20 protein-coding genes are annotated in these 22,404 nt (G+C 66.8%); 14 read left to right on the top strand and 6 right to left on the bottom strand.

Features of this window, described 5'->3' with window-relative positions:
• Nucleotides 1–166: 166 nt before the first annotated feature.
• Nucleotides 167–445 carry a type II toxin-antitoxin system RelE/ParE family toxin gene (locus tag ACTXG9_RS02525; RefSeq protein WP_010484073.1) on the top strand — a complete coding sequence of 93 codons (279 nt, stop codon included), beginning with the start codon at nt 167–169 and terminating at the stop codon, nt 443–445.
• Nucleotides 446–456: 11 nt separating this feature from the next.
• Complete coding sequence (locus ACTXG9_RS02520; RefSeq protein WP_456115435.1) at nt 457–762, top strand: HigA family addiction module antitoxin; 306 nt, start codon at nt 457–459, stop codon at nt 760–762.
• Between the two features lie 86 nt (nt 763–848).
• On the opposite strand, the gene ACTXG9_RS02515 is transcribed toward ACTXG9_RS02520, so the two are convergent.
• On the bottom strand, nt 849–2,801 hold the full coding sequence (locus tag ACTXG9_RS02515) for an acetyl-CoA hydrolase/transferase C-terminal domain-containing protein (protein ID WP_021203686.1): 1,953 nt from the start codon (nt 2,799–2,801) through the stop codon (nt 849–851).
• Between the two features lie 34 nt (nt 2,802–2,835).
• Nucleotides 2,836–3,393, bottom strand: coding sequence for a flavin reductase family protein (locus ACTXG9_RS02510; RefSeq protein WP_346484184.1), 558 nt, complete (start codon nt 3,391–3,393; stop codon nt 2,836–2,838).
• 118 nt (nt 3,394–3,511) lie between these two features.
• Here ACTXG9_RS02510 and ACTXG9_RS02505 point away from each other — a divergent pair, with 118 nt between their 5' ends.
• The 3 genes from ACTXG9_RS02505 to ACTXG9_RS02495 are packed head-to-tail and all read left to right on the top strand — an operon-like array spanning nt 3,512 to nt 5,671.
• Nucleotides 3,512–3,877: a BlaI/MecI/CopY family transcriptional regulator gene (locus ACTXG9_RS02505; RefSeq protein ID WP_010484077.1), complete on the top strand. Its 366-nt coding sequence runs from the start codon at nt 3,512–3,514 to the stop codon at nt 3,875–3,877.
• Nucleotides 3,870–5,111 (top strand): TonB family protein, encoded by a 1,242-nt coding sequence (locus ACTXG9_RS02500; RefSeq protein WP_180833051.1) that lies wholly within the window; start codon nt 3,870–3,872, stop codon nt 5,109–5,111. The genes ACTXG9_RS02505 and ACTXG9_RS02500 overlap by 8 nt, the downstream gene beginning before the upstream one ends.
• Complete coding sequence (locus ACTXG9_RS02495) at nt 5,108–5,671, top strand: hypothetical protein (protein ID WP_111098870.1); 564 nt, start codon at nt 5,108–5,110, stop codon at nt 5,669–5,671. Before ACTXG9_RS02500 ends, ACTXG9_RS02495 begins: the two co-directional genes overlap by 4 nt.
• 57 nt (nt 5,672–5,728) lie before the next feature.
• Here ACTXG9_RS02495 and ACTXG9_RS02490 read toward each other — a convergent pair whose 3' ends face one another.
• On the bottom strand, nt 5,729–6,529 hold the full coding sequence (locus ACTXG9_RS02490) for an MBL fold metallo-hydrolase (protein ID WP_180833050.1): 801 nt from the start codon (nt 6,527–6,529) through the stop codon (nt 5,729–5,731).
• 11 nt (nt 6,530–6,540) lie between these two features.
• Entirely contained in the window at nt 6,541–7,359 is an 819-nt protein-coding gene (locus ACTXG9_RS02485; RefSeq protein ID WP_180833049.1) for a S1/P1 nuclease, read from the bottom strand.
• Nucleotides 7,360–7,472: 113 nt separating this feature from the next.
• On the opposite strand from ACTXG9_RS02485, the gene ACTXG9_RS02480 reads away from it, so the two are divergent.
• Nucleotides 7,473–8,600: a GGDEF domain-containing protein gene (locus tag ACTXG9_RS02480; protein WP_180833048.1), complete on the top strand. Its 1,128-nt coding sequence runs from the start codon at nt 7,473–7,475 to the stop codon at nt 8,598–8,600.
• A gap of 230 nt (nt 8,601–8,830) precedes the next feature.
• Here the strand turns inward: ACTXG9_RS02480 and ACTXG9_RS02475 are convergent, their stop codons facing one another.
• Entirely contained in the window at nt 8,831–9,460 is a 630-nt protein-coding gene (locus ACTXG9_RS02475) for an OmpW family outer membrane protein (RefSeq protein ID WP_171953520.1), read from the bottom strand.
• Between the two features lie 192 nt (nt 9,461–9,652).
• Between ACTXG9_RS02475 and gap the strand changes: the two genes are divergently transcribed.
• The 8 genes from gap (at nt 9,653) to ACTXG9_RS02435 (ending at nt 21,560) form a co-directional block, all read left to right on the top strand.
• Entirely contained in the window at nt 9,653–10,657 is a 1,005-nt protein-coding gene (gene gap, locus ACTXG9_RS02470; RefSeq protein ID WP_019660012.1) for a type I glyceraldehyde-3-phosphate dehydrogenase, read from the top strand.
• A 125-nt stretch (nt 10,658–10,782) separates the two neighbouring features.
• Complete coding sequence (locus ACTXG9_RS02465) at nt 10,783–13,452, top strand: DUF2339 domain-containing protein (protein WP_180833047.1); 2,670 nt, start codon at nt 10,783–10,785, stop codon at nt 13,450–13,452.
• Nucleotides 13,449–14,825, top strand: coding sequence for a DUF3999 domain-containing protein (locus ACTXG9_RS02460; RefSeq protein ID WP_021203678.1), 1,377 nt, complete (start codon nt 13,449–13,451; stop codon nt 14,823–14,825). Before ACTXG9_RS02465 ends, ACTXG9_RS02460 begins: the two co-directional genes overlap by 4 nt.
• A gap of 788 nt (nt 14,826–15,613) precedes the next feature.
• Entirely contained in the window at nt 15,614–16,789 is a 1,176-nt protein-coding gene (locus ACTXG9_RS02455) for a phosphoglycerate kinase (protein ID WP_134735187.1), read from the top strand.
• On the top strand, nt 16,786–17,439 hold the full coding sequence (locus tag ACTXG9_RS02450; RefSeq protein ID WP_019660016.1) for an HAD hydrolase-like protein: 654 nt from the start codon (nt 16,786–16,788) through the stop codon (nt 17,437–17,439). The genes ACTXG9_RS02455 and ACTXG9_RS02450 overlap by 4 nt, the downstream gene beginning before the upstream one ends.
• A gap of 210 nt (nt 17,440–17,649) precedes the next feature.
• Nucleotides 17,650–19,116, top strand: coding sequence for a pyruvate kinase (gene pyk, locus ACTXG9_RS02445; protein WP_021203676.1), 1,467 nt, complete (start codon nt 17,650–17,652; stop codon nt 19,114–19,116).
• 161 nt (nt 19,117–19,277) lie between these two features.
• Nucleotides 19,278–20,282 carry a class I fructose-bisphosphate aldolase gene (locus tag ACTXG9_RS02440; RefSeq protein ID WP_180832923.1) on the top strand — a complete coding sequence of 335 codons (1,005 nt, stop codon included), beginning with the start codon at nt 19,278–19,280 and terminating at the stop codon, nt 20,280–20,282.
• 129 nt (nt 20,283–20,411) lie between these two features.
• Nucleotides 20,412–21,560 (top strand): hypothetical protein, encoded by a 1,149-nt coding sequence (locus ACTXG9_RS02435; protein WP_019660019.1) that lies wholly within the window; start codon nt 20,412–20,414, stop codon nt 21,558–21,560.
• 91 nt (nt 21,561–21,651) lie between these two features.
• On the opposite strand, the gene ACTXG9_RS02430 is transcribed toward ACTXG9_RS02435, so the two are convergent.
• Nucleotides 21,652–22,251: an O-acetyl-ADP-ribose deacetylase gene (locus ACTXG9_RS02430; protein WP_019660020.1), complete on the bottom strand. Its 600-nt coding sequence runs from the start codon at nt 22,249–22,251 to the stop codon at nt 21,652–21,654.
• Between the last annotated feature and the right edge of the window lie 153 nt (nt 22,252–22,404).

Genomic DNA, 22,404 nt, shown 5'->3' with positions numbered 1-22,404 from the left:
CGCCCGACGGCGCCGCTGTCGCGTTGGCCTCTTCATCTGGCCTGCGTTCCTTGCGAAAAGGAGAGTCTGCCGAGACAACCTCAATAGTAAAAATGGTCAACAAGCGCGGCGCAGAAACCTATACTGGATTTGCGGAGTGTAAGGTGTGGCCTTACACTGGTGCTGTATGATCGTCAGCTTCAGGCATAAGGGCCTGAAGGCGCTCTATGAGCGGGGCGACATTTCCGGAGTCCGTGCCGATCATGTGGCTCGGTTGCGGCGTTTGCTTCTGCAGTTGGATCAAGCCCGGCTGCCTGGAGACATGGGGCTGCCCGGAAATCGCCTGCATCCCCTGCACGGAAGCTATAGCGGCTACTGGGCTGTGAATGTCTCGGCGAGTTGGCGATTGGTGTTCCGCTTTCGTGGGCTCGACGTCGAACTGGTCGATTACCTTGATTACCACTAGGAGTCTGCTCGATGCCGTTGCATGATCCGCCGCATCCAGGAGAATCGCTGCGCGAAGACATCCTGCCGGCGATCAGCATGTCCATCAGTGCGCTGGCGCAGCACCTTGGTTATTCCCGTGGACAGCTGTCGACCATCATCAACGGGCACGCCGGCATCTCTGCTGAACTCGCGTACCGTCTTGAACTTGCGGGCCTCGGCAGTGCTCGTATGTGGCTGGCGATGCAGGCGGCATATGACCTGTGGCAGGTCGAGCATCGAGCACATCCGCCTATTGCCCGCCTGTACCTTGAGGATGCAGTGAGGATAGAGCGGTAGATCCACGCCATGCATGGATGAAAAAGGGGACGGAGGGGATCAAGTCGTCTGTGCATGAACGACTTGATCCCCTCCGTCCCCCTTTCTCAGGCAGTGCGTGCCAGCGCCAGGCGCAGCAGTCGCGCGTCCAGGCGCTCTGCGAAATCCGTCGGGGCCTGTAGACCCATGCGCTGCAGGTACACCGCATCGCCGTCGCCGGCCGGTTGCCGCAACGCTGCCCAGACGGTACGCAGCTTGTCGCCGCGGGTCTGCGTGTTGGCCTTCAGCCAACCCAGCGCTTTCACCAGCACCTGCTCGATCTCGTTGAAGTCGCTGCCCAACGGATAGTCCGGCAGGCTGCCATCGGCGCGGAACGGTGCCAGCGCTGCCGCCAATGCCTGCGGCGTATTGCGCTGCAGGCGCACCGGGTGCGGTTGCGCGGTCGCCAGCAGCTTGCGCGCGGCATGTGCCTGCTGCAGCAGATCGCCCTGGAACGGGGCTTCGGTGATCGCGGTCATCGCATGCACGCAGTCCTCGTCGGTCAGCCCGCGCAGATCGGCGATGCCGTACTCGTTGAGGTAGATGTCGCGCAGGTGGCGCGGGATGGTGGTGTGGCCGTAGTTCCAGCGCACGTTGGATTCACGCCGGCCCTTGTCATCGCGCGCGGCGCGGAACATCAGCACGCTGCGCGCTTCCGGCAGGGCATGTGCCATCGCCACGAAGTTGTACTGGCCGCCCACGCCGGACACCACGCGTCCATCGTCCAGCGCATCCGATACCGCCGCGCCCAGCGCGGTGGCCATCATGCAGGAGTTGAAGAAGCGCGCGTGCCGGCGCTGCAGGCGTTCCAGCGTTTCGTTGCCGCCGTACAGCTGGTTGATCTCGCTGATGCGGCGCATGCCGATCGCCCGGCATTCATCTTCCGGCAGCGTGCGCAACCACTCGTAGAACTCCGGCGAGCCCAGGTAGAACGCGCCGTGCAGGTACTCGCCCTCGGCGGCCAGGGTGGCGTGGTCGATGGACAGCGTGCTGCCGTTCTCGATGCGCTGCATCAGCGCCAGGTCGTCGTGCACCTTGCGCTTGATCACCCCGGTCTGCACCAGTCGGCGGAAGCCCTCGTTGAGCATTTCGCTGCAGCCGTACAGGCCGACCTCGAACGGATCCAGCCCGCCGATTTCCTGCACCAGTGGGTGGCTGGCCAGCTGCGGATCCAGCGCGTGCAGCACGCGGCGGTAGCGCGCGTTGTCGGTGTGGCGCAGCACCAGCGCATGGCTGAGCGCATCGGCCAGCGTGCCGATGCCGATCTGCAGGGTGCCGCCATCGCGGACCAGGGTGCTGGCATACAGGCCGATGGCGTAGTCGGCGTCGCCGACCGGCTGCCGCGGCAGCCCGAACAGCGCCGGGTACGGCGGTGGCGGGGTGATCACCAGATCGAAGAACGACACATCGACCGTGGCCGAGCCGCCCAGATAGGGCAGCTGCGGATCGATCTCGGCGATCATCAATGGGCGCTGCAGGCCGCGCGCGGTCATCGCATCCAGGGTGTCCTGGGTAATGTCGTTGTTGCACGACAGGGAAAGCCGGCGGTCGTTCGGGCGCATCGCCACCTTCTGCACGATCACCTGCGGTGCGCGCTGCGCCACCGCGTCGGCGGCATGGGTGTAGTTCAGGCTGGTATAGCTGGATTGTGCCTGCCGCGACCCGAGCAGGGCGCCGGACTGCATGTAGAACTCTTCCACCTGCACATGTGCCGGCAACGCGTCGCGCGCGATCGCATCGGCATAGGCCAGGCGCGGGAAATCGTCGCCGAAATGGCGCTGCGCGAACGGCGCCAGGAAGCGCGCTTCCAGACCGTTGCCGCGCGCCTTCGGCGGGTTCAGCGACAGCGCGGTATACAGCTGCAGCGGCCGCGAAGGGTCGTGCTCGACGCGTGCGTAGAGGGCATTGAGCAGCCGGTGTGGCTTGCCCAGTGCCAGCGGTGCCCCGATCCGCAGCGGCCCGTCCACGCGCGCAAACAACCAGTCGACGGCGGCGTCCAGGTCGGTGAGGTGTTCGGTCATGCGGGGCGGTCCTGCGTGTGGGGAAGTGCGGGCATTACAGCATGTCGGGCTTGAACCGCCGTCGACGCGAGACTTCCGCGCCGGACACCATGAACCGCCCATCGCCGCGGTAGTGCACCGTGCGCGGCAGCTTCGGCCGTGGCGCTACGTGTGCGTGCACGATTTCCCATATGAACAGGTTGTTCGATGCCACCTGGCTGTCGTCGTACAACCGGCATTCGAAGTTCGAGTGGCATTGCCCGACCAGTGGTGCGCCGACCTCGCGTGCGGGCAGCGCGTCGAGCCCGAACCGGGCGAACTTGTCGACCTCGCGGCCGCTGCAGTTGCCGATGTCGACCACGGTATCGAGCAGCTCCACGCCGGGTACGTTGATCACGCACTCGCCACTGCCGACGGCCAGGGCATGGCTGTGGTTTTCATTCCAGAGGTAGGTGGCGACCAACGACGGCGAAAAGCCCATCACCATGTGCCAGCCCATCGTCATCAGGTTGCGCTGGCCCTGCCACGCGGTACTGACCAGCACGATCGGGCCGGGTTCGAGGAAGCGGCGCGCCTGCTCGACCGGGAAATCCTTCTTGGGCAGCGCTTTCATCCGGGGCCTGGGGCGGGAGGAATCGATGCTGGCGCAGCCGGGATGAACCCGGAGTCGAGGGGCTTGACAGATAATTCGATTACGCGCGTAATCGAGATGTCGATTACGGATGTAAACCATGACCCCGATCAGCGAAGCCGAAGCCGTTGTGATGGAGGTGCTGTGGCAGCAGGCACCACGGAGTGCCGATGACGTGGTGGCCGCGCTGGCCCATCGCGACTGGGCCGAGCCGACCATCAAGACCCTGCTCAACCGCCTGCTGACCAAGGGCGCGATCGCCGCCGAGCGCGATGGACGGCGTTACCTGTACCGGCCGCTGCTGCAGCGCCAGGCTTGGGTAGAGGCGCAGAGCCAGGACTTCATCGGGCGTGTCTTCGAGGGGCGCGTGGCGCCGCTGGTCGCGCACTTCAGCGAACGTGGCCAGTTGAGCGCACAGGACATCGCCGAACTGAAGAAGCTGATCCAGGAGCTGGACCATGACTGAGCTGCTCCACGGACTGTGGCAGGCCAGCCTGTGGCTGGCGGTGGGCGTGATCCTGCTGGCAGTAATGCGACCGCTGCTGGTGCGGATGGGCGGCGGGGGGCTGGCCTACCGCAGCTGGTGGCTGCTGCCGATGCTGCTGGTGGCACTGATGCTGCCGTTGCCGCAGGTTGCGTTGTTGCAGCAGGTACCCACGCTGCCGCTGAAAGTGATGCCCGGTGCCATCGATGCTCTGAACGGGCCGTCGTTGCCATGGGCAGGGCTGTTGTTCGCGCTGTGGGCGCTGGGCGCGGGCATCTGCCTGCTGCGCGACCTGCGCGCACAACTCCGTTTCGAACGGCGGATGGGTCCACTGACGCCGCGCACCGATGGCAGCTGGCAGGCCAGCGGCGATCCCGGCCTGCCCGCGCTGGTGGGCCTGTGGCGGCCGCGCATCGTGGTCGGCCCGGCATTCGACCAGCAGTTCAGTGCACAGGAGCAGGGCCTGATCCTGCAACACGAGCGCAACCACCGTCGCAACGGCGATCACTGGGCCAACGGCGCGCTGCTGCTGGCGCGCGCGGTGTTCTGGTTCCACCCGCTGCTGCCATGGGCCGCACGCCGCTTCCTGCGCGATCAGGAATTGGCCTGCGATGCCCGCACCATCGGTCCGCAGCCTGCGCTGCGCGGCCTGTATGCCAGCACGCTGCTGAAGGCGCAGCTGGTCCACCCGGTTGCGCCCGCGGTTTGCCATTGGCGCAGCCAACCCGTGTTGAAGGAGCGTATCGCCATGTTGAAGCAGTCCAAGCGGAAGGCATTGCCGTGGGTGTCCGGGCAGGTGCTGGTGGTCGGGTTGTGTGTGGGCATGGGGGCGGTGGCATGGGCCAGCCAGGGCGGTGCGGCCGGTGGCACCCGGATCGGTGTCGAGCCGTTCGAACATGCGCAGGACGATGCGGCCAAGGTGGGGTTGGACCGGCCGATCCAGGTGGACAAGATGCCGCCGCCGTCCTATCCGAAGTCCGCCGTCGAGCAACGCCAGGTAGGCGTGGTCAATCTGCGCATCGAAGTGGATGCACAGGGCCATCCGACCGATGTGCGGGTACTCAGTGCGACCAATCCGGGGGTGTTCGACGCCGTCTCCGTCGCCGCCGCGCGCAGCTGGACCTATCGTCCCGCGGTGAAGAACGGCAAGCCGGTGGCCGGTGCCGTACGCATTCCGATCACCTACGCCATGGATGACACCGAGGACGCGAAGTGAAGTCCGCGCCGCTGTTGATGATGGCAGCGCTGCTGGTGGGGTGTGCAACCCAGGATCGCCTGACCACCGTCGATACCCGCAGCGAGAATGTCGGTCACCAGCGCCTGCAGCCGCAGGCGGGCGGCGACAGTGGGCAGCTGCAGGTGTATTCGCTGGGTGCGACCGAGGGCTACCGGATGCCGCAACTGTACGCGGCACCGGACCCGGAGGTCGGGGATAGCGACCCGCGCGCGGAACTGGCGCCGACCACCATCTGCCTGCAGGTGGTGGTTGATGCCAATGGCGCCGTGGAGCGAAGCCTGCCATTGACCGATCGTCCGGAGTGCGCGGCAGGGGCTGCACGCGAGAACGCGCCCCTGCTGCAGGCTGCGCAGGAAGCCGTGGCGATGTGGAAGTACTCGTCCGCAGCGGTCTGCCACTTCGCGGCCGGCAAGGTGCCTGCCGACCGCGGCGACTGCCGCGGCGCCGAGCGCGTCGAGCCGGTAGCGGTCACCCTGCAATATGCCTTCACCTTCGAGATCGTGAAGGGACAGCACGTGGTGCGCACGCAGGGAAAATGACTGCTCGCGATGACCAGGATAGCGCCGGTCCACACCCGGCGGGCGCAGTGGCGTGGATCAGGCCCCGCCCTGGATGTTGGCCTTCACCGCCGGCTGCATCAGCGCCGGCTCGGCCAGCGTGGCATCGCGGGCCTGGCGCACGCTGACGAACTCCGCCTCGGCCACGCCGTCATGCACGTGGATGTTGTGCGCGCGCTGTTCGCCGATGGTGGTTTCGTTGGCGAAATCACGACCGCCCGGACCGTAGTCGTGGCAGACGAATACGCGGGTCGCATCGGGCAGGGCCAGCAGACGTTGGATTGAACGGTACAGCTGTGCGGCATCGCCGCCCGGGAAGTCGCAGCGGGCGGTGCCGCCGTCTGGCATGAACAGCGAGTCGCCGGTGAACAGTGCATCGCCGATCAGGTAGGCGACGCTGTCGCTGGTGTGGCCGGGCACGGCGATGACCTGACAGCGCAGTTCGCCCAGAGCGAAGGTCTCGCCATCGCTGAACAGGCGATCGAAGATCTCATCGGCGGCCGGAAGCTGCAGGCCGTAGCGCGGCGCAAAAGTGGCCTGCACCGCACGGATGCCTTCGCCGATGCCCAGCGTGGCCTGCGGAAAGCGGTGCTTGAGCCGGCGCCCTGCCGACACATGATCGGCGTGGGCATGCGTCTCCAGCAGCCAGCGCAGCTGCAGGCCTTGTTGTTCGATGGCATTCAGCACGTCGCGCAGCGGTGCTTCGCTGCTGGCGTCGGTATCCGGGTCGTAGTCCAGTACCGGGTCGATCAGCGCTGCCTCGCCACTTGCCGGGTCGCTGACCAGATAGCTGAAGGTGTTGCTGTCACGGTGGAAGAACGACTGCACCTGGACCGACATTGGAACGCTCCTCAGCGCGTGCCGAGCACGCGGTTCAGCAACTGCGCCAGGTTCTCGCCGGCCAGTCGCAGCTGCGCTTCGGCCAGCGGCCGGTAGCGCTCGGTGTATTCATCACCGATCTTACGCGTGGCCGGATAAACGCCAGCTTGCATGGAAATGCGGCAGCTGGCCTCGGCCCAGGCCTGCGGGTCGCGCTGCGGGTTGGACTGGCGTGCCAGCTTCGGCGCGCGCTGGCTCTGCAGCAGCGGCAGGTAGCCGGCATCGTCCAGCTTGCGGGTGTTGAGCATGCCGCTGTCCCACAGCGAGTGCAGGTTCGTACCGCGGTTGCCGAACTGCAGCTGGAAATCGTTGCCGCCCTTGTCATGGGCGTAGCCGGCGTGCATCGGCTGGTGGATGTCACCCACCAGGTGCACGACGAACTTCAGCGCCTGCAGGCGCTCGCCGTCGGTCAGGCTGCGGTCGCCGAGGATGGCACTCTGTGCTTTCAGTGCCTCGACAATGCAGTTGCCGCTTTTGCAGTGCTTCGGTGCTTCGTAGTGGCAGTTGTCTTCGGCGATGTTGACGTAGTGCCAACCGGCCGAGCGACGGCCCAGGCCGGGGTCCTTGGCGCGCAGCTGATCGGCCCAGGGCGCGATGCTGGCCAGGGTGGCGTCTGGCTCGGTGGCCAGCAGACGGTCCACTTCGGCGCGGGCGGTGGGGGTGAGGCGGGCGTCGGCGACTTCGGCGACAAGGCGGTGGCCTTGCGCACCCCAGGCATGTGCGGGGGCGGAGACGGACAGCAGGGCCGGCGCCAGGGCGGCGGCGAGGAACAGGGAGTGCAGGGCTTTCATGCGCACATTCTAGCGGGCCTCGGCAGGCCCGGGCTTGATCACGCCTGGTGTTCGCCACGCGGCCTTGATGCGGCGGCCGCTAGGGTGGCCCGTGCACATGCGGGGAGGGGCCGATGGCGATCACGGACAGGCGCATCATGGCCGGGCATCCCGATGACGACGGGTTCGCTGCCACGTTCGATGCCCAGGTGGTCTGGCGCATGCGCTGGGCCTGCGCCGTGGCCGGGGCGTTCTCGCTGGGCTTTGCCGTGCTCGATACCTACTGGTTGCCGCCGGACGTGCACGCGCCGGTGCTGCGCTGGCGGCTGGGTGTTCTGCTGCCGGCACTGCTGCTCGGCGTCGCGCTGACCTTCGTGCCGGTGCTGCGGCGCCACCTGCAGTGGCTGGGCGGCAGCGTCGTGCTGGTCAGCGGGCTGGCGCTGGTGACCATGATCTGGACCGCGCACCGTGCCGGCGTGGACTACCCCTACGAAGGCATCAGCCTGTTCCTGTTGTTGAACTACTTTCTGTGCGGGCTGCGCTTCGGGGTAGCGACGCTGACCGGAACCCTGATCGCGCTGGCCTTCGTGCTGGCCGAGCTGCAGGTGGGCCGGCACTGGGCGCAGATGCTGCAGAGCGTGATGTTCGTGCTGGCCAGCAACCTGGCCGGCATTGTCGGCAGCTACATTTCCGAACGGCAGGCGCGTGCAACGTGGCGGGCCGAGCAACGCCTGGATGCATTGGCCAACCACGATGGGCTGACCGGCCTGCTGAACCGGCGCGCCTTCGATCGCCAGGCCAACCAGATCTTCCAGCGCTATCTGCGTACACCGCATGCGCGTGGCGCACTGCGCATCGCCATGATCGATATCGACTACTTCAAGCGCTACAACGACCACCACGGCCATCCCGCCGGTGACACCGTGCTGCATGCGGTGGCGACGACCCTGGCTGCTCAGCTGCGTGGTAGCGACTCGGTGGTGGCACGCTACGGCGGCGAAGAGTTCGTGGCGCTGGGGCACTGGGCGCCGGGACAACCGGAATCAGCGCCGTTCGAGCAGCTTCGGCAACAGGTGCAGGCGCTGGCGATCGCACATGCCGATTCGGATGCGGCCCCGGTGGTGAGCGTGAGCATCGGTGTGGCACGCTGGCATGATGATGGTGGCGATACGCTGGAACAGGCATTGGCGCGGGCCGATGCAGCGCTGTACCGCGCCAAGGAAGGCGGCCGCAACCGGGTGGAAGTGGCGCCGGATCAATAATCGACTGAAAGGCGGCCCGTTCATGCTTCTGTAGAGCCGAGCCATGCTCAGCTGATCTTCTTCGGGTACCTGCGCGCTCCGCGCGATAGCCGAGCATGGCTCGGCTCTACAGAAGAGCGCGCCTCTGCATGCTTTCCAAAAAAAGGCCCCGGCAAAGACCGGGGCAACATGCTGCGTGGGTTTTGCGTTCAGCGGGGGAGCGGGGGGAAGCCCCCGCGCCCGGCACACGCTTAGAACTTGAAGACGTACGACGCGCCGTAGACCAGCGGATCGATGTTGACTGTGCCGATCTTCTCGCCGTTCAACTTCACCTTGCTGTCGATGTCGATCCAGCGCATGTCCACGCGCAGCGCGCCCTTCTCGCCGATCGCGAAGTCCACGCCCGCATGCGCGGCCAGGCCCCACGAATCCTGCAGCTTCAGGCGGCTGTCCTTCAGCGCACCGGTGGTGTCTTCGCTGAAGAAGGTCGTGTAGTTCACGCCCGCGCCAACGAACGGCGACACCTTGCCCTTGCTGTTGAAGTGGTACTGCAGGGTCACCACCGGCGGCAGCTGCTTGGTGCTGCCCACGCGGCCCAGGCCGTTGATGTTGATGTCGTGCTTGAACGGCAGCGCGGCCAGCACTTCGATGCCCAGGTTGTCGGCGATGAAGTACTCGCCGGTGATGGTCGGCTTGACGTCGTTGTCGACGTCGACCTTCAGGGTGTGGCCGGCCAGCCAGCCGTTGTTCGACTTCGGCGCCACCTGGTGGACGCCGGCCGAGACGGTCCAGTCACCCTTGGACTGGGCCATGGCCGGGGCGGCGGCGAGGGACAGGGCAGCGGCCAGGCCGGCCAGGATCAGGGGGGAGGTCTTGCGCATGGGGGTGATCTCGTTGCTGGGTGGATGGCGACAGTCTCGGCCTCACGCCGCGCTAACGCTTTGATCCGGATCAAATCCTGTCCGCCCGCCCTCTGGCGCGGGGGCTGGCCCACGGTGGCCAGCCCCGGTTTGCTAGACTTGTGGGCCCTATCCATCCCGCCGCACCCGTCGCGGCCGCAGGAGCTTGAGAACATGGCAATCAAGGTTGGTATCAACGGTTTCGGTCGCATCGGGCGTAACGTCCTGCGCTCGGCGGTGCTGAACTTCGGCGACGACATCGAAATCGTGGCCATCAACGATCTGCTGGAGCCGGATTACCTGGCGTACATGCTCAAGTACGACTCCGTGCACGGCCGCTTCAAGGCCGACGTGGCCGTGCAGGGCAACGACCTGCTGGTGAACGGCAAGAAGATCCGCCTGACCCAGGAACGCGACCCGGCCAACCTGAAGTGGGACGAAGTCGGCGCCGACGTGGTGCTGGAAGCCACCGGCCTGTTCCTGACCAAGGAAACCGCGCAGAAGCACATCGATGCCGGCGCGAAGAAGGTCATCATGTCGGCCCCGTCGAAGGACGACACGCCGATGTTCGTGTTCGGCGTGAACGACAAGACCTACGCCGGCCAGGCCATCATTTCCAACGCGTCGTGCACCACCAACTGCCTGGCCCCGCTGGCCAAGGTCATCAACGACAAGTGGGGCATCAAGCGTGGCCTGATGACCACGGTGCATGCGGCCACCGCCACCCAGAAGACCGTCGATGGCCCGTCCAACAAGGACTGGCGCGGCGGCCGTGGCATCCTGGAAAACATCATTCCGTCGTCCACCGGTGCGGCAAAGGCCGTCGGCGTGGTCATTCCGGAACTGAACAAGAAGCTGACCGGCATGAGCTTCCGCGTCCCGACCTCCGACGTGTCGGTGGTCGACCTGACCGTCGAGCTGGAAAAGGAAGCCACCTACGCCGAGATCTGCGCTGAAGTGAAGGCACAGAGCGAAGGCGCGCTGAAGGGTATCCTGGGCTACACCGAAGACAAGGTGGTGGCCACCGATTTCGTCGGTGAAACCCACACCTCGGTGTTCGACGCAGACGCCGGCATCGCCCTGGACGGCACCTTCGTCAAGCTCGTGTCGTGGTACGACAACGAGTGGGGCTATTCCAACAAGTGCCTGGAAATGGCCAAGGTTGTCGCCGCCAAGTAAGGCCGGCGAAGATCGCACGCGGACCCCGGCCTGGCCGGGGTTCGTCGTTTATGGGGCCGGCCCTGTCGTAGCATGGCCCGGTCGACCGCTGCCGCTGGGGCGCGGGATTGCAATGGAAGCATGCAATGGAAGCATTGATAGCCCTGGTGGTACTGGTTCTGCTGGCCATCCCGCTGCTGCTGGTGGTGGCGCTGGTGATGATTGCTGGCCTGCGCCGCCGTGTGGCCGCGCTGGAAGCCGCCATGGCTGCCGCGCCGGCCGCCCGGCCGGTTGCAGCCGAGCCTGCGCCGGAACGGTCTGCGCCCCTGCCTGTGGCCGGCGCCGATCCGCCGTTCCTGCGGCCGGTGGCGGCTGCCGCACCGCCTCCGCCCCAGCCAACGCCGGTGCGCGAAGCGGTGTCTGCGGCAGTGGAGGCGCCGCGCCCGGTCGCACCACCGCCGGTGCTACCCGCGCCGGTGCAGCCGCCGTTGCCCCCCGAACCGGCACTGCCCAACTTCATCGAGCGCGGCATCGGCGCGGTCAAGCGCTGGTTCACCGAGGGCAACGTGCCGGTCAAGATCGGCATGCTGGTGCTGCTGGCCGGTGTTGCCGCGCTGTTGAAGTACGTCAGCGACCAGGGCTGGCTGGTGCTGCCGATCGAGCTGCGCCTGGCCGGTGTCACCGTGGGTGCGCTGGGCCTGTTGGCGTTCGGCTGGCACCAGCGCGAGCGCCGGCGCCTGTTCGCACTGGCACTGCAGGGCGGTGCCATCGGCGTGTTGCTGCTGACCATCTTCGCCGCCTTCAAACGGTTCGAGCTGCTCAACCCCGGGTTTGCCTTCGCCAGTTCGATCGCGCTGGTGGCCGGCCTGTGCGTGCTGGCGGTGGTGCAGAACTCGCGCACGTTGGCGGTGCTGGGCATCCTCGCCGGCTTCATGGCACCGCTGTGGCTGTCCACCGGCAGTGGCAACCACGTGGGGCTGTTCAGCTACTACGCGGTGCTCAACGCTGGCATCTTCGCCATCGCCTGGTTCCGTCCGTGGCGTGCGCTGAACCTGCTTGGCTTCGCTTTTACCTTCGGCATCGGTACGTTCTGGGGCGTGTTGCAGTACGCGCCGGACAAGTTCAGCAGCACCGAGCCGTTCCTGCTGCTGTTCTTCGCCTTCTACCTGTTGATCCCGCTGCTGTACGCGCGCCGGCAGCCCGCCGGGCGACGTGACCTGGTCGACGGCAGCCTGGTGTTCGGCACGCCCCTGGTTGCCTTCTCGATGCAGGCGGGCATGCTGCACGAGCAGCCGATGACGCTGGCGCTGTGCGCGCTGGGCCTGGCGGCGATCTACGCCGTACTGGCACGGGCACTGATCGCGCGCGCGTCTTACACCGTGCTGGCGCAGTCGCATGCGGTGCTGGCGGTGGGCTTCGCCACGCTGGCGGTGCCGCTGGCATTGTCTGCGCGTGCCACCGGCGCGGTGTTCGCACTGGAAGGTGCGGGCCTGGCCTGGCTGGGCCTGCGCCAGAAGCGCTGGCTGCCGCAGGTGTCCGGCGCGTTGCTGCAGATCGGTGCTGCGTTCGCCTTTGTGGCCGGCGCCGACCACTGGCTCGACGACGCACGCGTCCTGCTCAACCCGACCGCCATCGGCGCGTTGCTGCTGGCCATTGCCGGCTTCGCGTCGGCGTGGAGTTACCAGCGCAGGGAGCGCCACGAGATCGCACTGGTCTACTACCTGTGGGGCCTGCTGTGGTGGCTGGGCGGTCTGGTGCACGAGATCTTCCGCTTCTTCCCGCACCGCACCCAGGCCGACGCGCTGCTTGTGCTGGTCGCAGCCACGGCCTGGCTGGCGGCTGAAGTGCAGCGCCGCCAGCCGGCACGCGCGCTGGGCGTCACCGCGCTGGCGATGCTGGCCCTGGGCTTCCCGCTGGCGCTGATGCAGAGCGATGCGCACCAGCAGCCGTTCGCCGGCTATGGCGCGCTGGCCTGGGCGGTGTTCGCGGCGCTGGGCGTCCGTACGTTGCTGTGCCTGCGCCAGGGCGGCAACACCGTGGCACGTATCGCGCAGTTCCTGTGGTGGCTGCTGTGGCCGTCGCTGCTTTCGTTGCTGGCCCTGTGGGGCGGTGGCGAGGCCGGGCTGGCACAGGGCTGGACGCTGCTGCTGTTCACGCTGCCGTGGCTGCTGATGGCGGCGCTGTCGTTGTGGCGCTGGGACGCACTGCGGTGGCCCCTGGGGGCTGCCTTCGACAGCGTGCGCCTGCCGTTGCAGTGCGTGCTGTTCGGCCTGCTGTCCTCAGGCTGGCTGTTCGGCCAGTTGCTGCCGGGTGACGCAGCGCCGCTGCCGTGGCTGCCGGTGTTGAATCCGGCCGAGCTGGGGCAGTGGTTGAGCCTGGCGCTGCTGGCGCGCTGGCTGTACCGCGGGCAGGCGCCGCAGGCACTGGTGAAGATCCGGCTGCCGCTGTTGGCATTGGCCATCTTCGTCGCGCTGACCAGCCTGGTGCTGCACGGCGTGCATCAGTGGGGCGGCCTGTCGTGGAGTTCGTCGATGATGCGTTCCAGCCTGGCGCAGACCAGCCTGACCGTGCTGTGGAGCGTGCTCGGCGTGATCGCCTGGGTATGGGGTTCGCGCCGCGGCCAGCGCGTGTTGTGGATGGTGGGAGCGGTGCTGATGGGCGTGGTGTTGGCCAAGCTGGTGCTTGTCGATCGCCAGCACCTGGGCAACCTGCTGGGCATCGCATCGTTCATCGCCTACGGCCTGCTGTGCACGGTCGTGGGTTATCTGGCACCGGCACCGCCCAGCGCGGCGCCGACCGTGGAGGAAAAACAATGAAGACGTGGAGCAGGGCGCTGCTGCCGGCGATGTTCGGCATGCTGGCCGCCATCACCGCACAGGCTGCCGATTACCGTACCCAGTACGCCGAACAGTGGCCGCTGACGTTGTCCAGCGCACAATCGGGTGCCTACCGTGTCGTGCTGGAACCGGCGATCTACCGTCGCTCCGGTAGCGCAGACCTGGGTGACGTGCAAGTGTTCAATGCCGCCGGCCAATCGTTGCCGTCGGCATTGCTCGCGCCGGACCAGCCGCTGGCACAACCGCCGGTGCAGCGGGAACTGCCGTGGTTCGCGTTGCCGCCGCTGGCCGAAGCACAGCGTAACGACCTGCAGTTGCTGACCGAGCGCGATACCGATGGCCGTGTCCGTCGCGTGGAAGCACGTGTGACTGGCGGTGCAAGGGCCAACGGGCAGGGCGGCTGGCTGATCGACGCCAGTGTGCTGGGCCAGCAGCCGCTGGCGGCGCTGGTACTGGATTGGGCCGACAGTGGCCAGCCGTTGCAGGCTCAGGTGCAGCTGGACGTCAGCGACGACCTGCAGCATTGGCGTGCACTTGGCCGCGACATTCCGCTGGTGGACCTGCAGCGCGCCGGCAAGCGCCTGCTGCAGCGCCGCCTGCAGGTGGATGGGGAAGCGCGCTATCTGCGCGTGCTGGCGCAGGGCGATGCCCGTCTGCCAACGTTGCGCAGCGTACTGGCCGAGCTGCCGCCGGCACCGGCCACACTGCCATGGGAGTGGTTGTCGCTGGCACCGACCTCGAAGGGCAAGGGCGAGTACACCTTCGAGATGGATGGCCGCTTCCCGGCGGCGCGTGCCGACGTGGCCAGCACTGACAACAGCCTGGTGCAGTGGACTTTGTTCAGCCGCGATGACGAGAGTGCAGAGTGGCAGCGGCGCAGTGCGCCGTGGATTGCCTATCAGCTGCAGCAGGGCGCGCAGGGCCAACGGCAGCAATCGGCCGCGCAACCGCTGGGCGGCGTGCACCGCGATCGTTACTGGAAGCTGGTGGCGAACCCCGCCGAAACGGCAACCGCACCCACCCTGCGCCTGGGTTATCAACCCGAAGTGCTGGTGTTCCTGAGCCAGGGTGCAGCGCCATATGCACTGGCAGTGGGCAGCGCGACCGCGCGCCGCATGGAAGCGCCGATCGGCGTGCTGATTGAAGAGCTGCGCCAGCGTAATGATCCGTCGTGGCAGCCGACGCTGGCGCGCCTGGAAGGCAGTCCGGAACCGCTGGCCGGCGATGCGGCGCTGAAGCCGCCGCACGATTGGAAGGCGTGGTTGCTGTGGGCGCTGCTGGGGCTGGGTGTGTTGGTTGTTGGCGGCCTGGCGGTCAGCCTGCTTCGGCAGAAGCCGGCGCCTTCGGCGTAGGTTCCGGCGAACGGCGCAGCCCCTCGTGGGTGGGGTTGGTCGTGCAAAGCAAAAGCAAAAGCCGCGCTTGGCCGGGCGGGGTGGGTTCGTGGGGGACGCCGCAAGTACGTCCTTGTAGGCTTGGCAGCGGCTTGCTCGTGTGCGCTGTCCTGCGCACCCGGCAAGACCGGGGTTGGGCGTCCTGCCCAACCCGCCCGAGGCATGCCTCGGGCCCATGCGGCTGACACTCCCGCGAACCCACCCCGCCCGGCCTCTGACAATTTCCGTGTGCGTCCACCTACGGAAAGAAAAAAAGAAGAGCAAAAGCTGCTTGGCAGGGCGCTCTTTGTAGAGCCGAGCCCACGCTCGGCTGCTGTTCGCGATAGACCCAGCCGAGCACGGGCTCGGCTCTACATTTTTCTCCGACATCAGAAACCGCTCTTGCCTTTGCCATCCGCTCCGTCACATGAACCTGTCGAGGCCGGGGCCGTGTGGGTTGGCAGGGGTGTCAGCCGCATGGATGCGGCTGCCAAGCCTCCATGGACGGATTCACGGCGCCCCCTGCTACCCCACACCGCCCCGGCCCACCCCCAGCATCATGAAGCGTCAGCGCTTTGGCCGTTGCTGTTGCTGTTGCCGTTGCCGTTGCTATTGCCGTTGCCGTTGCCGTTGCCGTTGCTGTTGCCGTTGCCGTTGCCGTTGCCGTGCGCCTCTGCCTGCCGCAGGCATCGACCCTCCCACCACCCGCACCCGATACAATGGCCGTCTGCCGTACCCCGGCATCCCGTCCCTGAGCCAAAGAGTTGCCCATGTCCATCGTCCGCATGACCGACCTCGACCTCTCCGGCAAGCGCGTGCTGATCCGCCAGGATCTGAACGTGCCGATCGAGAATGGCCGCATCACTTCCGAACAGCGCATCACCGCTTCGCTGCCGACGCTCAAGCGTGCGCTGGAGCAGGGCGCGGCGGTGATGGTCACCTCGCATCTGGGGCGCCCGAAGGAAGGCGTGTGGAGCGAAGCCGATTCTCTGGCGCCGGTGGCCCAGCGCCTGTCCGAACTGCTCGGCCGCGAGGTTCCGCTGGTGCGTGACTGGGTCGACGGCGTCGAGGTGCAGCCGGGCCAGCTGGTGCTGCTGGAAAATTGCCGCATGAATGTCGGCGAGGGCAAGGACGATGAAGCCCTGTCGAAGAAGTACGCGGCGCTATGCGATGTGTTCGTGATGGATGCCTTCGGTACCGCGCACCGTGCGCAGGCCTCCACCCATGGTGTCATCCGCTTCGCACCGGTCGCGGCCGGTGGCCCGCTGCTGATGGCCGAGCTGGACGCGCTGGCGCAGGCGCTGGATGCACCGGCCAAGCCGTTGCTGGCCATCGTCGCCGGCAGCAAGGTCAGCACCAAGCTGGAACTGCTGGCCAACCTGGTCGGCAAGGTCGATCAGCTGATCGTGGGTGGCGGCATCGCCAATACTTTCATTGCTGCCGCTGGCCATAACGTCGGCAAGTCGCTGTATGAACCGGACCTGCTGGACACGGCGAAGAAGATCGTGGCCGATGCGAAGGCGCGTGGCGCCGACATTCCGCTGCCGGTGGACGTGGTCACCGCCAAGCAGTTCCTGCCCGACGCTGCCGCGGAAGTGAAGGCGGTCGATGCCGTTGCCGAAGACGACCTGATCCTGGACATCGGCCCGCAGACCGCCGCGCAGTACGCGCAGCTGATCGAGAAGGCCGGCACCGTGGTCTGGAACGGCCCGGTCGGCGTGTTCGAGTTCGAAGCCTTCAGCAAGGGCACCGAAGCGCTGGCCCGCGCCATCGCCAGCTCGCCGGCATTCTCCATCGCCGGTGGCGGCGACACCCTGGCCGCGGTCGACAAGTTCGATATCGCCCAGCAGGTCAGCTACATCTCCACCGGCGGCGGTGCGTTCCTGGAGTTCCTGGAAGGCAAGACTCTGCCTGCAGTGGCCGCACTCGACGCGCGCGGCGCATGAGTGGCGAGCGCGGCAAGGATGTGCTGTTCTTCGACCTGGACGGCACGCTGATCGATTCGCAGGTGGGCATCACCGCCTGCATCGCCTATGCGCTGCAGAAGATGGAGTACCCGGTGCCGCCGCAAGACACCCTGCGGGGCTGGATCGGTCCGTCGCTGCGTACCACCTTCATGCCGCTGTTCGGTGAACCGGCGCGGGTGGAACAGGCAGTGGGCTACTACCGGGAGCGCTTCGATGTCGAAGGCTGGCGCGAGCACACGGTGTACCCGCAGGTGGAGGACACCCTGCGCACGTTGCATGGTCGCGGCCACCGCCTGGCGGTGGTCACGGCCAAGAACGAGCCGCATGCGCGCCGCATCCTTGCCCACCTGCCGTTCGGCGGGCTGTTCGAGGAGATCGTCGGTTCGACCCTGGACGGCTCGCGCAGCCACAAGCCGGAACTGGTCGGCGAGGCGTTGCGTCGGCTGCAGGTGCAGCCTGCGCAGTGCTGGATGATCGGCGACCGCCGCATGGACATCGAAGGCGCGCGCCACCACGGCCTGCGCAGTGTGGGCGTGCTGTGGGGCTTTGGCGGTGAGGCCGAACTGACCGAAGCCGGCGCGGGTCAGCTGGCCCGTGAGCCGGCGCAGCTGACGACACTGTTGGCCTAGGCTCCTGTAGAGCCGAGCCCATGCTCGGCTGCTTCGGCCTATGCCCATCCGAGCATGGGCTCGGCTCTACAGAACTGCCTGCGTCGGCGTATGTCCGGGTGATGTCCGTTCCATGACCCGCGAAGACAAGCGGCACAAGGCTGTAACCGTATACATGCGACGTGAAGGATGTGCTAATTTCCGTCCTTTACCGGGAGAGGCCCATTCACCATGTTCGAGCGTCAGCGTCGCACCAAGATCCTTGCCACCCTCGGTCCGGCCACTGATCCGCCGGGCGTGCTGGAGGATCTGTTCCGCGCCGGCGTCAACGTGGTACGCCTGAACTTCAGCCATGGCGACCCCTCCGGCCAGGCCAAGCGTGCCGCCGAAGTGCGTGCCGCCGCTGCCCGCGTGGGCGTGGAAGTGGGCATCCTGGCCGACCTGCCGGGCCCGAAGATCCGCATCGAGCGCTTTGCCGAAGGCAAGGTGCAGCTCAAGGCGGGTGACCGCTTCGACCTGATCGCCAGCACCAACGCCGGCCCCGGCGATGCGACCCAGGTAGGCGTCAGCTACCTCGGCCTGCCGCAGGACGTCGGCCCGGGCGATGTCCTGCTGCTCGATGATGGCCTGATGCAGCTGCAGGTGGTGGAGGTGCAGGGCGAGCGCATCATCAGCACCGTGCTCAACGACGGCGCGCTGTCTGATCGCAAGGGACTGAACAAGCAGGGCGGTGGCCTCTCGCTGGGCGCACTGACCGAGCGCGACAAGGAACTGATCGGCATCGTCGCCAAGATCGGTGTCGACTTCATCGCCGTGTCGTTCTGCCGCAACGCGCAGGACATGAACGACGCGCGCGAGATCGCCCGCTCGCACGGCTGCGATGCCGCGCTGGTGTCGAAGATCGAGCGCACCGAGGCGATCGAGAACCTGGAAGAGATCGTCGAGGCCAGTGACGTTGTGATGGTCGCCCGTGGCGACCTCGGCGTGGAAATCGGCGATGCCGAGCTGCCCGGCCTGCAGAAGAAGATCATCAAGGCCTCGCTTGCGCAGAACAAGGTGGTGATCACCGCCACGCAGATGCTGCAGTCGATGGTTGAAAGCCCGATCCCGACCCGCGCCGAAGTGCTGGACGTGGCCAACTCGGTCATCGATGGTACCGACGCGGTGATGCTGTCGGCCGAGACCGCTGCCGGTGCCTGGCCGGTCAAGGCGGTGGAAGCGATGGCGCGTATCTGCCTGGGTGCCGAGCGCCAGTTCCAGACCGAGACCGACTTCAACGCCTCGCCGCGTAATCTGGAACGTGCCGACCAGGCGATTGCCATGGCCACCATGTTCCTGTCGCAGCACGTGGGCGTGCGTGCGATCGTGGCGATGACCGAATCCGGTGGCACCGCCCGCTACCTGTCGCGGTTCCGCGCCAAGGCGCCGGTGTTCGCAGTCACCCGCCACGACGGCGCGCGCCGCCAGATGGCCCTGATGCGCGATGTGTTCCCGATCAACTTCGACAGCCGCGGGCTGACCCCGCGCGAAGCCGCGCGCGGCAGCATCCGCCTGCTGGTGGAAGCCGAACTGCTGCAGGCCGGTGACCGCGTCGTGTTCACCAGTGGCGAGCACATGGAAACCCACGGTGCCACCAATACCCTGCGCCTGCTGGAAGTGGGAGAGGACGGCCGCGCCATCGGCCTGGGCGACCTCTGAGGCCCGCCGGGGTCGGATCCCCGCAAGGGCTCTGACCCCGTGCCGCAGGACATCGCTTGTCCTGCGCCGACATTGGAATCGTTTCCATTCTGGCCTGCACGCCGGCGCAACGGGCGGCGGGGCTATACTTGTGTTTTTCCCGCACCCGCCACAGGAAGTACATGAGCATCGAACAGCTGGCTGAAACCGCCCAGGCCATGGTTGCCCCGGGCAAGGGCATCATCGCGATCGACGAATCCACCGCTACCATCGCCAAGCGTTTCGCTGGCGTCGGTATCGAGAACACCGAGGAGAACCGTCGTGCCTACCGCGAACTGCTGCTGACCACGCCGAAGCTCAACGAGCACATCTCCGGCGCCATCCTGTTTGACGAAACCATCCGCCAGTCGACCAAGGACGGCGTGCCGTTCGCCAAGTACATGGCCGACCACGGCATGATTCCGGGCATCAAGGTGGACAAGGGCGCGCACCCGCTGGCCGGCTGCCCGGGCGAGCTGGTGACCGAAGGCCTGGATGGCCTGCGCGAGCGCCTGCAGGAGTACTACAAGCTGGGCGCGCGGTTTGCCAAGTGGCGTGCTGTGATCAACATCGGCGAGAGCATCCCGTCGGGCACCTGCATCGAGTCCAACGCCCATGCGCTGGCCCGCTACGCAGCGCTGTGCCAGGAATGCGGCCTGGTGCCGATGGTCGAGCCGGAAGTGATCATGGACGGCGACCACGACATCGAGACCTGCTACGAAGTCACCGAAGCGACCCTGCGTTCGCTGTTCGACGCCCTGTACCAGCAGAACGTGCTGCTGGAAGGCACCATCCTGAAGGCTTCGATGGTCATCTCGGGCAAGGACTGTGAAGAGCAGGCCGACGTCGAGGAAGTGGCCGAGTCGACCGTGATGTGCCTGAAGAGCACCGTGCCGGCCATCCTGCCGGGCGTGGTGTTCCTGTCCGGTGGCCAGAGCGACGAGCAGTCCACCGAGCACCTGAACGCGATGAACCAGCTGGGCAACCTGCCGTGGCCGCTGAGCTTCTCCTACGGCCGTGCCATGCAGCAGGCCGCGTTGAAGCTGTGGGCCAAGGACATGAAGGGCAACTACGCTTCTGCCCAGAAGACCGTGTACGAGCGCGCCAGGGACAATGGCCTGGCCGCGCTGGGCAAGTGGAACGGGTGATCCGTCCCATCGCTGGATAAACAAGGCAGCGCCGGCATCACGCCGGCGTTTGCTTTTGCGGGTATCTTTTCCGCCCCCATGCGCCCGGCCGGTGCGTGGGAACCACATGGAAGGCCAAGGAGAAACAACATGCGTTTGGCAGCAATCACACTGGCCGTAGCCACGGTCCTGGTCGCCGGCGGGTGCAACCGCATCGGTGGCGGCGGTGCCGAGGCAGGCAAGGCCGCGTCGCTCGATTTCGACAAGCCGGTCTCCGGCGAGATCACCTCGCGCAGCGGCATCAACTTCAATGACGGCAGCCATCACCAGCTCTACCAGATCAAGCTGGAAGACAGGGATCTGGTCGGCCTGAAGCTCACTGGTGCCCTCAGCGGCTCGATTGCGGTGTTCAACAACGGCAGCCTGGTATCCACCAGCAACACAGGCTATGAGCGCGAGGGGGACGTCTCGCTGGCTTTCCGTGCCAACGGCAGTGGTACCTACCAGGTGGCAGTCAACGCCGATGGCCCGACCGCGTTCGGCCCTTATCGCCTTCGCGCCGAGAAGCTGAAGCCGTACGACGGCAAGCCGCTGGCGGGCAGTGGCGAGATCGTCGATATGCTGGCCAGCAACTCGCAGGACTACACGTTGCAGGTGGACAAGGCGGGCCTGTACGAGATCCGGCTGGTCTCGGACGCCTTCGACCCGGTGCTGAAGCTGTCCGGGCAGGGCGTGGATGCCGAGAATGACGACGGCGGGGACAGCACCAACTCGCGCCTGACCCTGTCGCTGAAGCCGGGCAAGTACACGCTGACCGCGCGTGGCCTCGGCGACGGCGTCAGTGGCATGTTCACCTTGTCGGCCAATCGGATCGAGCTGCCGGGCAACCTGGTCGATCGCGATGGCACCGCACTGCCGAAGTCCGGCAGCGTGTACACGATGCTCGATAACGATGGCGTCCGCCGCTTCCTGCTGACGCTGGACCGTCCGACCAATGTGCGGCTGGATGCAATCTCCGGCCAGGTCGATACCGTGCTGCGCGTGGTTGGCGGCGATGTCGAACTGACCGACGATGACGGTGGCAACGATACCAACGCACGCCTGGAAGAAGCGTTGCCTGCCGGTCATTACACCGTCGAGGTGTCCAGCCTCAGCAACGGCGCGGGCATGGTGGAAGTGCGTGTGCAGGTGGACGGCGCCAGCGCCGATGGGGCTGCTGCTTCGGCGGCAAGTGCCGCTGCCGACGCGGCCGCTGCTGCGGCCGATGATGCCGCCGCGGTGGAAGCTGCCAGCCGTTGAGCGTGTTCCACACTCCGTGGGAGTGTGGACAACGGCGCAACAGGAAAGGCCGGGCAATGCCCGGCCTTTTCCTTGAAGCTGACCGCCGGATTCAGTGCGCGGCGGCGAAGCCCGCATCACCCAGCGGCGACAGCATCGAGCCGCGCGGTTCGCCGTCTGCGCCTTGCCCGGCGGCGCTCAACGCTTGCTGGTACGCCTTGGCCGTCGCGGTATTGAACGCCACCAGCACGATGCGCATCGGCTGCGCATGGCTGCGCTGCCAGGCCAGTGTCTCGGTCACGGCGATCTGCGCCGCCTGGTACAGCGGATAGCCATACACACCGCAGCTGATCGCCGGGAAGGCGATCGACTGCACCCCCAGCGACTCGGCCAGCTGCAGCGATTTCCAGTAGCAGTTGGCGAGCAATGCCGGCTCGTCGCGCTGGCCGTCGTGCCAGACCGGGCCCACCGTGTGCAGTACATGCCGTGCCGGCAAGGCGTAAGCGCCGGTGGCACGCACTTCGCCGGTCGGGCAACGCACGCCCGGGCGCAGCTCGGGCAACCGCTCGCACTCGGCCCGCAATGCGGGGCCGGCCGCACGATGGATCGCGCCGTCCACACCACCGCCGCCGAGCAATGTTTCGTTGGCCGCGTTGACGATCGCATCCACCGCCAGGGTCGTGATGTCACCCTGCCAAACTTCGATCTTCATGCGTCCGTCTCCTGCCTGTGAGGTGTTCCGCGCAGCCTCTGCGCCGGCTGTACCCCACGGTAGGGGACAGGGCATCGATACTGCGTCATGACCGTCTCACGCGCTGCGATCCGACGGCCTTCACGCACGATGGCGGTCGCTGCCTTCACGCAG

This window comes from Stenotrophomonas maltophilia group sp. LNF247, from assembly GCF_054083135.1.
This window is presented reverse-complemented; position numbering and strand designations above follow the sequence as displayed.

Excerpts from the sequence above, each read along its gene's own strand:
- ACTXG9_RS02520 (WP_456115435.1), top strand. The coding sequence starts at position 457 with ATGCCGTTGCATGATCCGCCGCATCCAGGAGAATCGCTGCGCGAAGAC.
- ACTXG9_RS02430 (WP_019660020.1), bottom strand. The coding sequence starts at position 22,251 with ATGAAGATCGAAGTTTGGCAGGGTGACATCACGACCCTGGCGGTGGAT.
- ACTXG9_RS02465 (WP_180833047.1), top strand. The coding sequence starts at position 10,783 with ATGGAAGCATTGATAGCCCTGGTGGTACTGGTTCTGCTGGCCATCCCG.
- pyk (WP_021203676.1), top strand. The coding sequence starts at position 17,650 with ATGTTCGAGCGTCAGCGTCGCACCAAGATCCTTGCCACCCTCGGTCCG.
- ACTXG9_RS02505 (WP_010484077.1), top strand. The coding sequence starts at position 3,512 with ATGACCCCGATCAGCGAAGCCGAAGCCGTTGTGATGGAGGTGCTGTGG.
- ACTXG9_RS02460 (WP_021203678.1), top strand. The coding sequence starts at position 13,449 with ATGAAGACGTGGAGCAGGGCGCTGCTGCCGGCGATGTTCGGCATGCTG.
- ACTXG9_RS02515 (WP_021203686.1), bottom strand. The coding sequence starts at position 2,801 with ATGACCGAACACCTCACCGACCTGGACGCCGCCGTCGACTGGTTGTTT.
- ACTXG9_RS02500 (WP_180833051.1), top strand. The coding sequence starts at position 3,870 with ATGACTGAGCTGCTCCACGGACTGTGGCAGGCCAGCCTGTGGCTGGCG.
- ACTXG9_RS02525 (WP_010484073.1), top strand. The coding sequence starts at position 167 with ATGATCGTCAGCTTCAGGCATAAGGGCCTGAAGGCGCTCTATGAGCGG.
- ACTXG9_RS02450 (WP_019660016.1), top strand. The coding sequence starts at position 16,786 with ATGAGTGGCGAGCGCGGCAAGGATGTGCTGTTCTTCGACCTGGACGGC.
- ACTXG9_RS02485 (WP_180833049.1), bottom strand. The coding sequence starts at position 7,359 with ATGAAAGCCCTGCACTCCCTGTTCCTCGCCGCCGCCCTGGCGCCGGCC.
- ACTXG9_RS02510 (WP_346484184.1), bottom strand. The coding sequence starts at position 3,393 with ATGAAAGCGCTGCCCAAGAAGGATTTCCCGGTCGAGCAGGCGCGCCGC.
- ACTXG9_RS02480 (WP_180833048.1), top strand. The coding sequence starts at position 7,473 with ATGGCGATCACGGACAGGCGCATCATGGCCGGGCATCCCGATGACGAC.
- ACTXG9_RS02455 (WP_134735187.1), top strand. The coding sequence starts at position 15,614 with ATGTCCATCGTCCGCATGACCGACCTCGACCTCTCCGGCAAGCGCGTG.
- ACTXG9_RS02435 (WP_019660019.1), top strand. The coding sequence starts at position 20,412 with ATGCGTTTGGCAGCAATCACACTGGCCGTAGCCACGGTCCTGGTCGCC.
- ACTXG9_RS02475 (WP_171953520.1), bottom strand. The coding sequence starts at position 9,460 with ATGCGCAAGACCTCCCCCCTGATCCTGGCCGGCCTGGCCGCTGCCCTG.
- ACTXG9_RS02440 (WP_180832923.1), top strand. The coding sequence starts at position 19,278 with ATGAGCATCGAACAGCTGGCTGAAACCGCCCAGGCCATGGTTGCCCCG.
- gap (WP_019660012.1), top strand. The coding sequence starts at position 9,653 with ATGGCAATCAAGGTTGGTATCAACGGTTTCGGTCGCATCGGGCGTAAC.
- ACTXG9_RS02490 (WP_180833050.1), bottom strand. The coding sequence starts at position 6,529 with ATGTCGGTCCAGGTGCAGTCGTTCTTCCACCGTGACAGCAACACCTTC.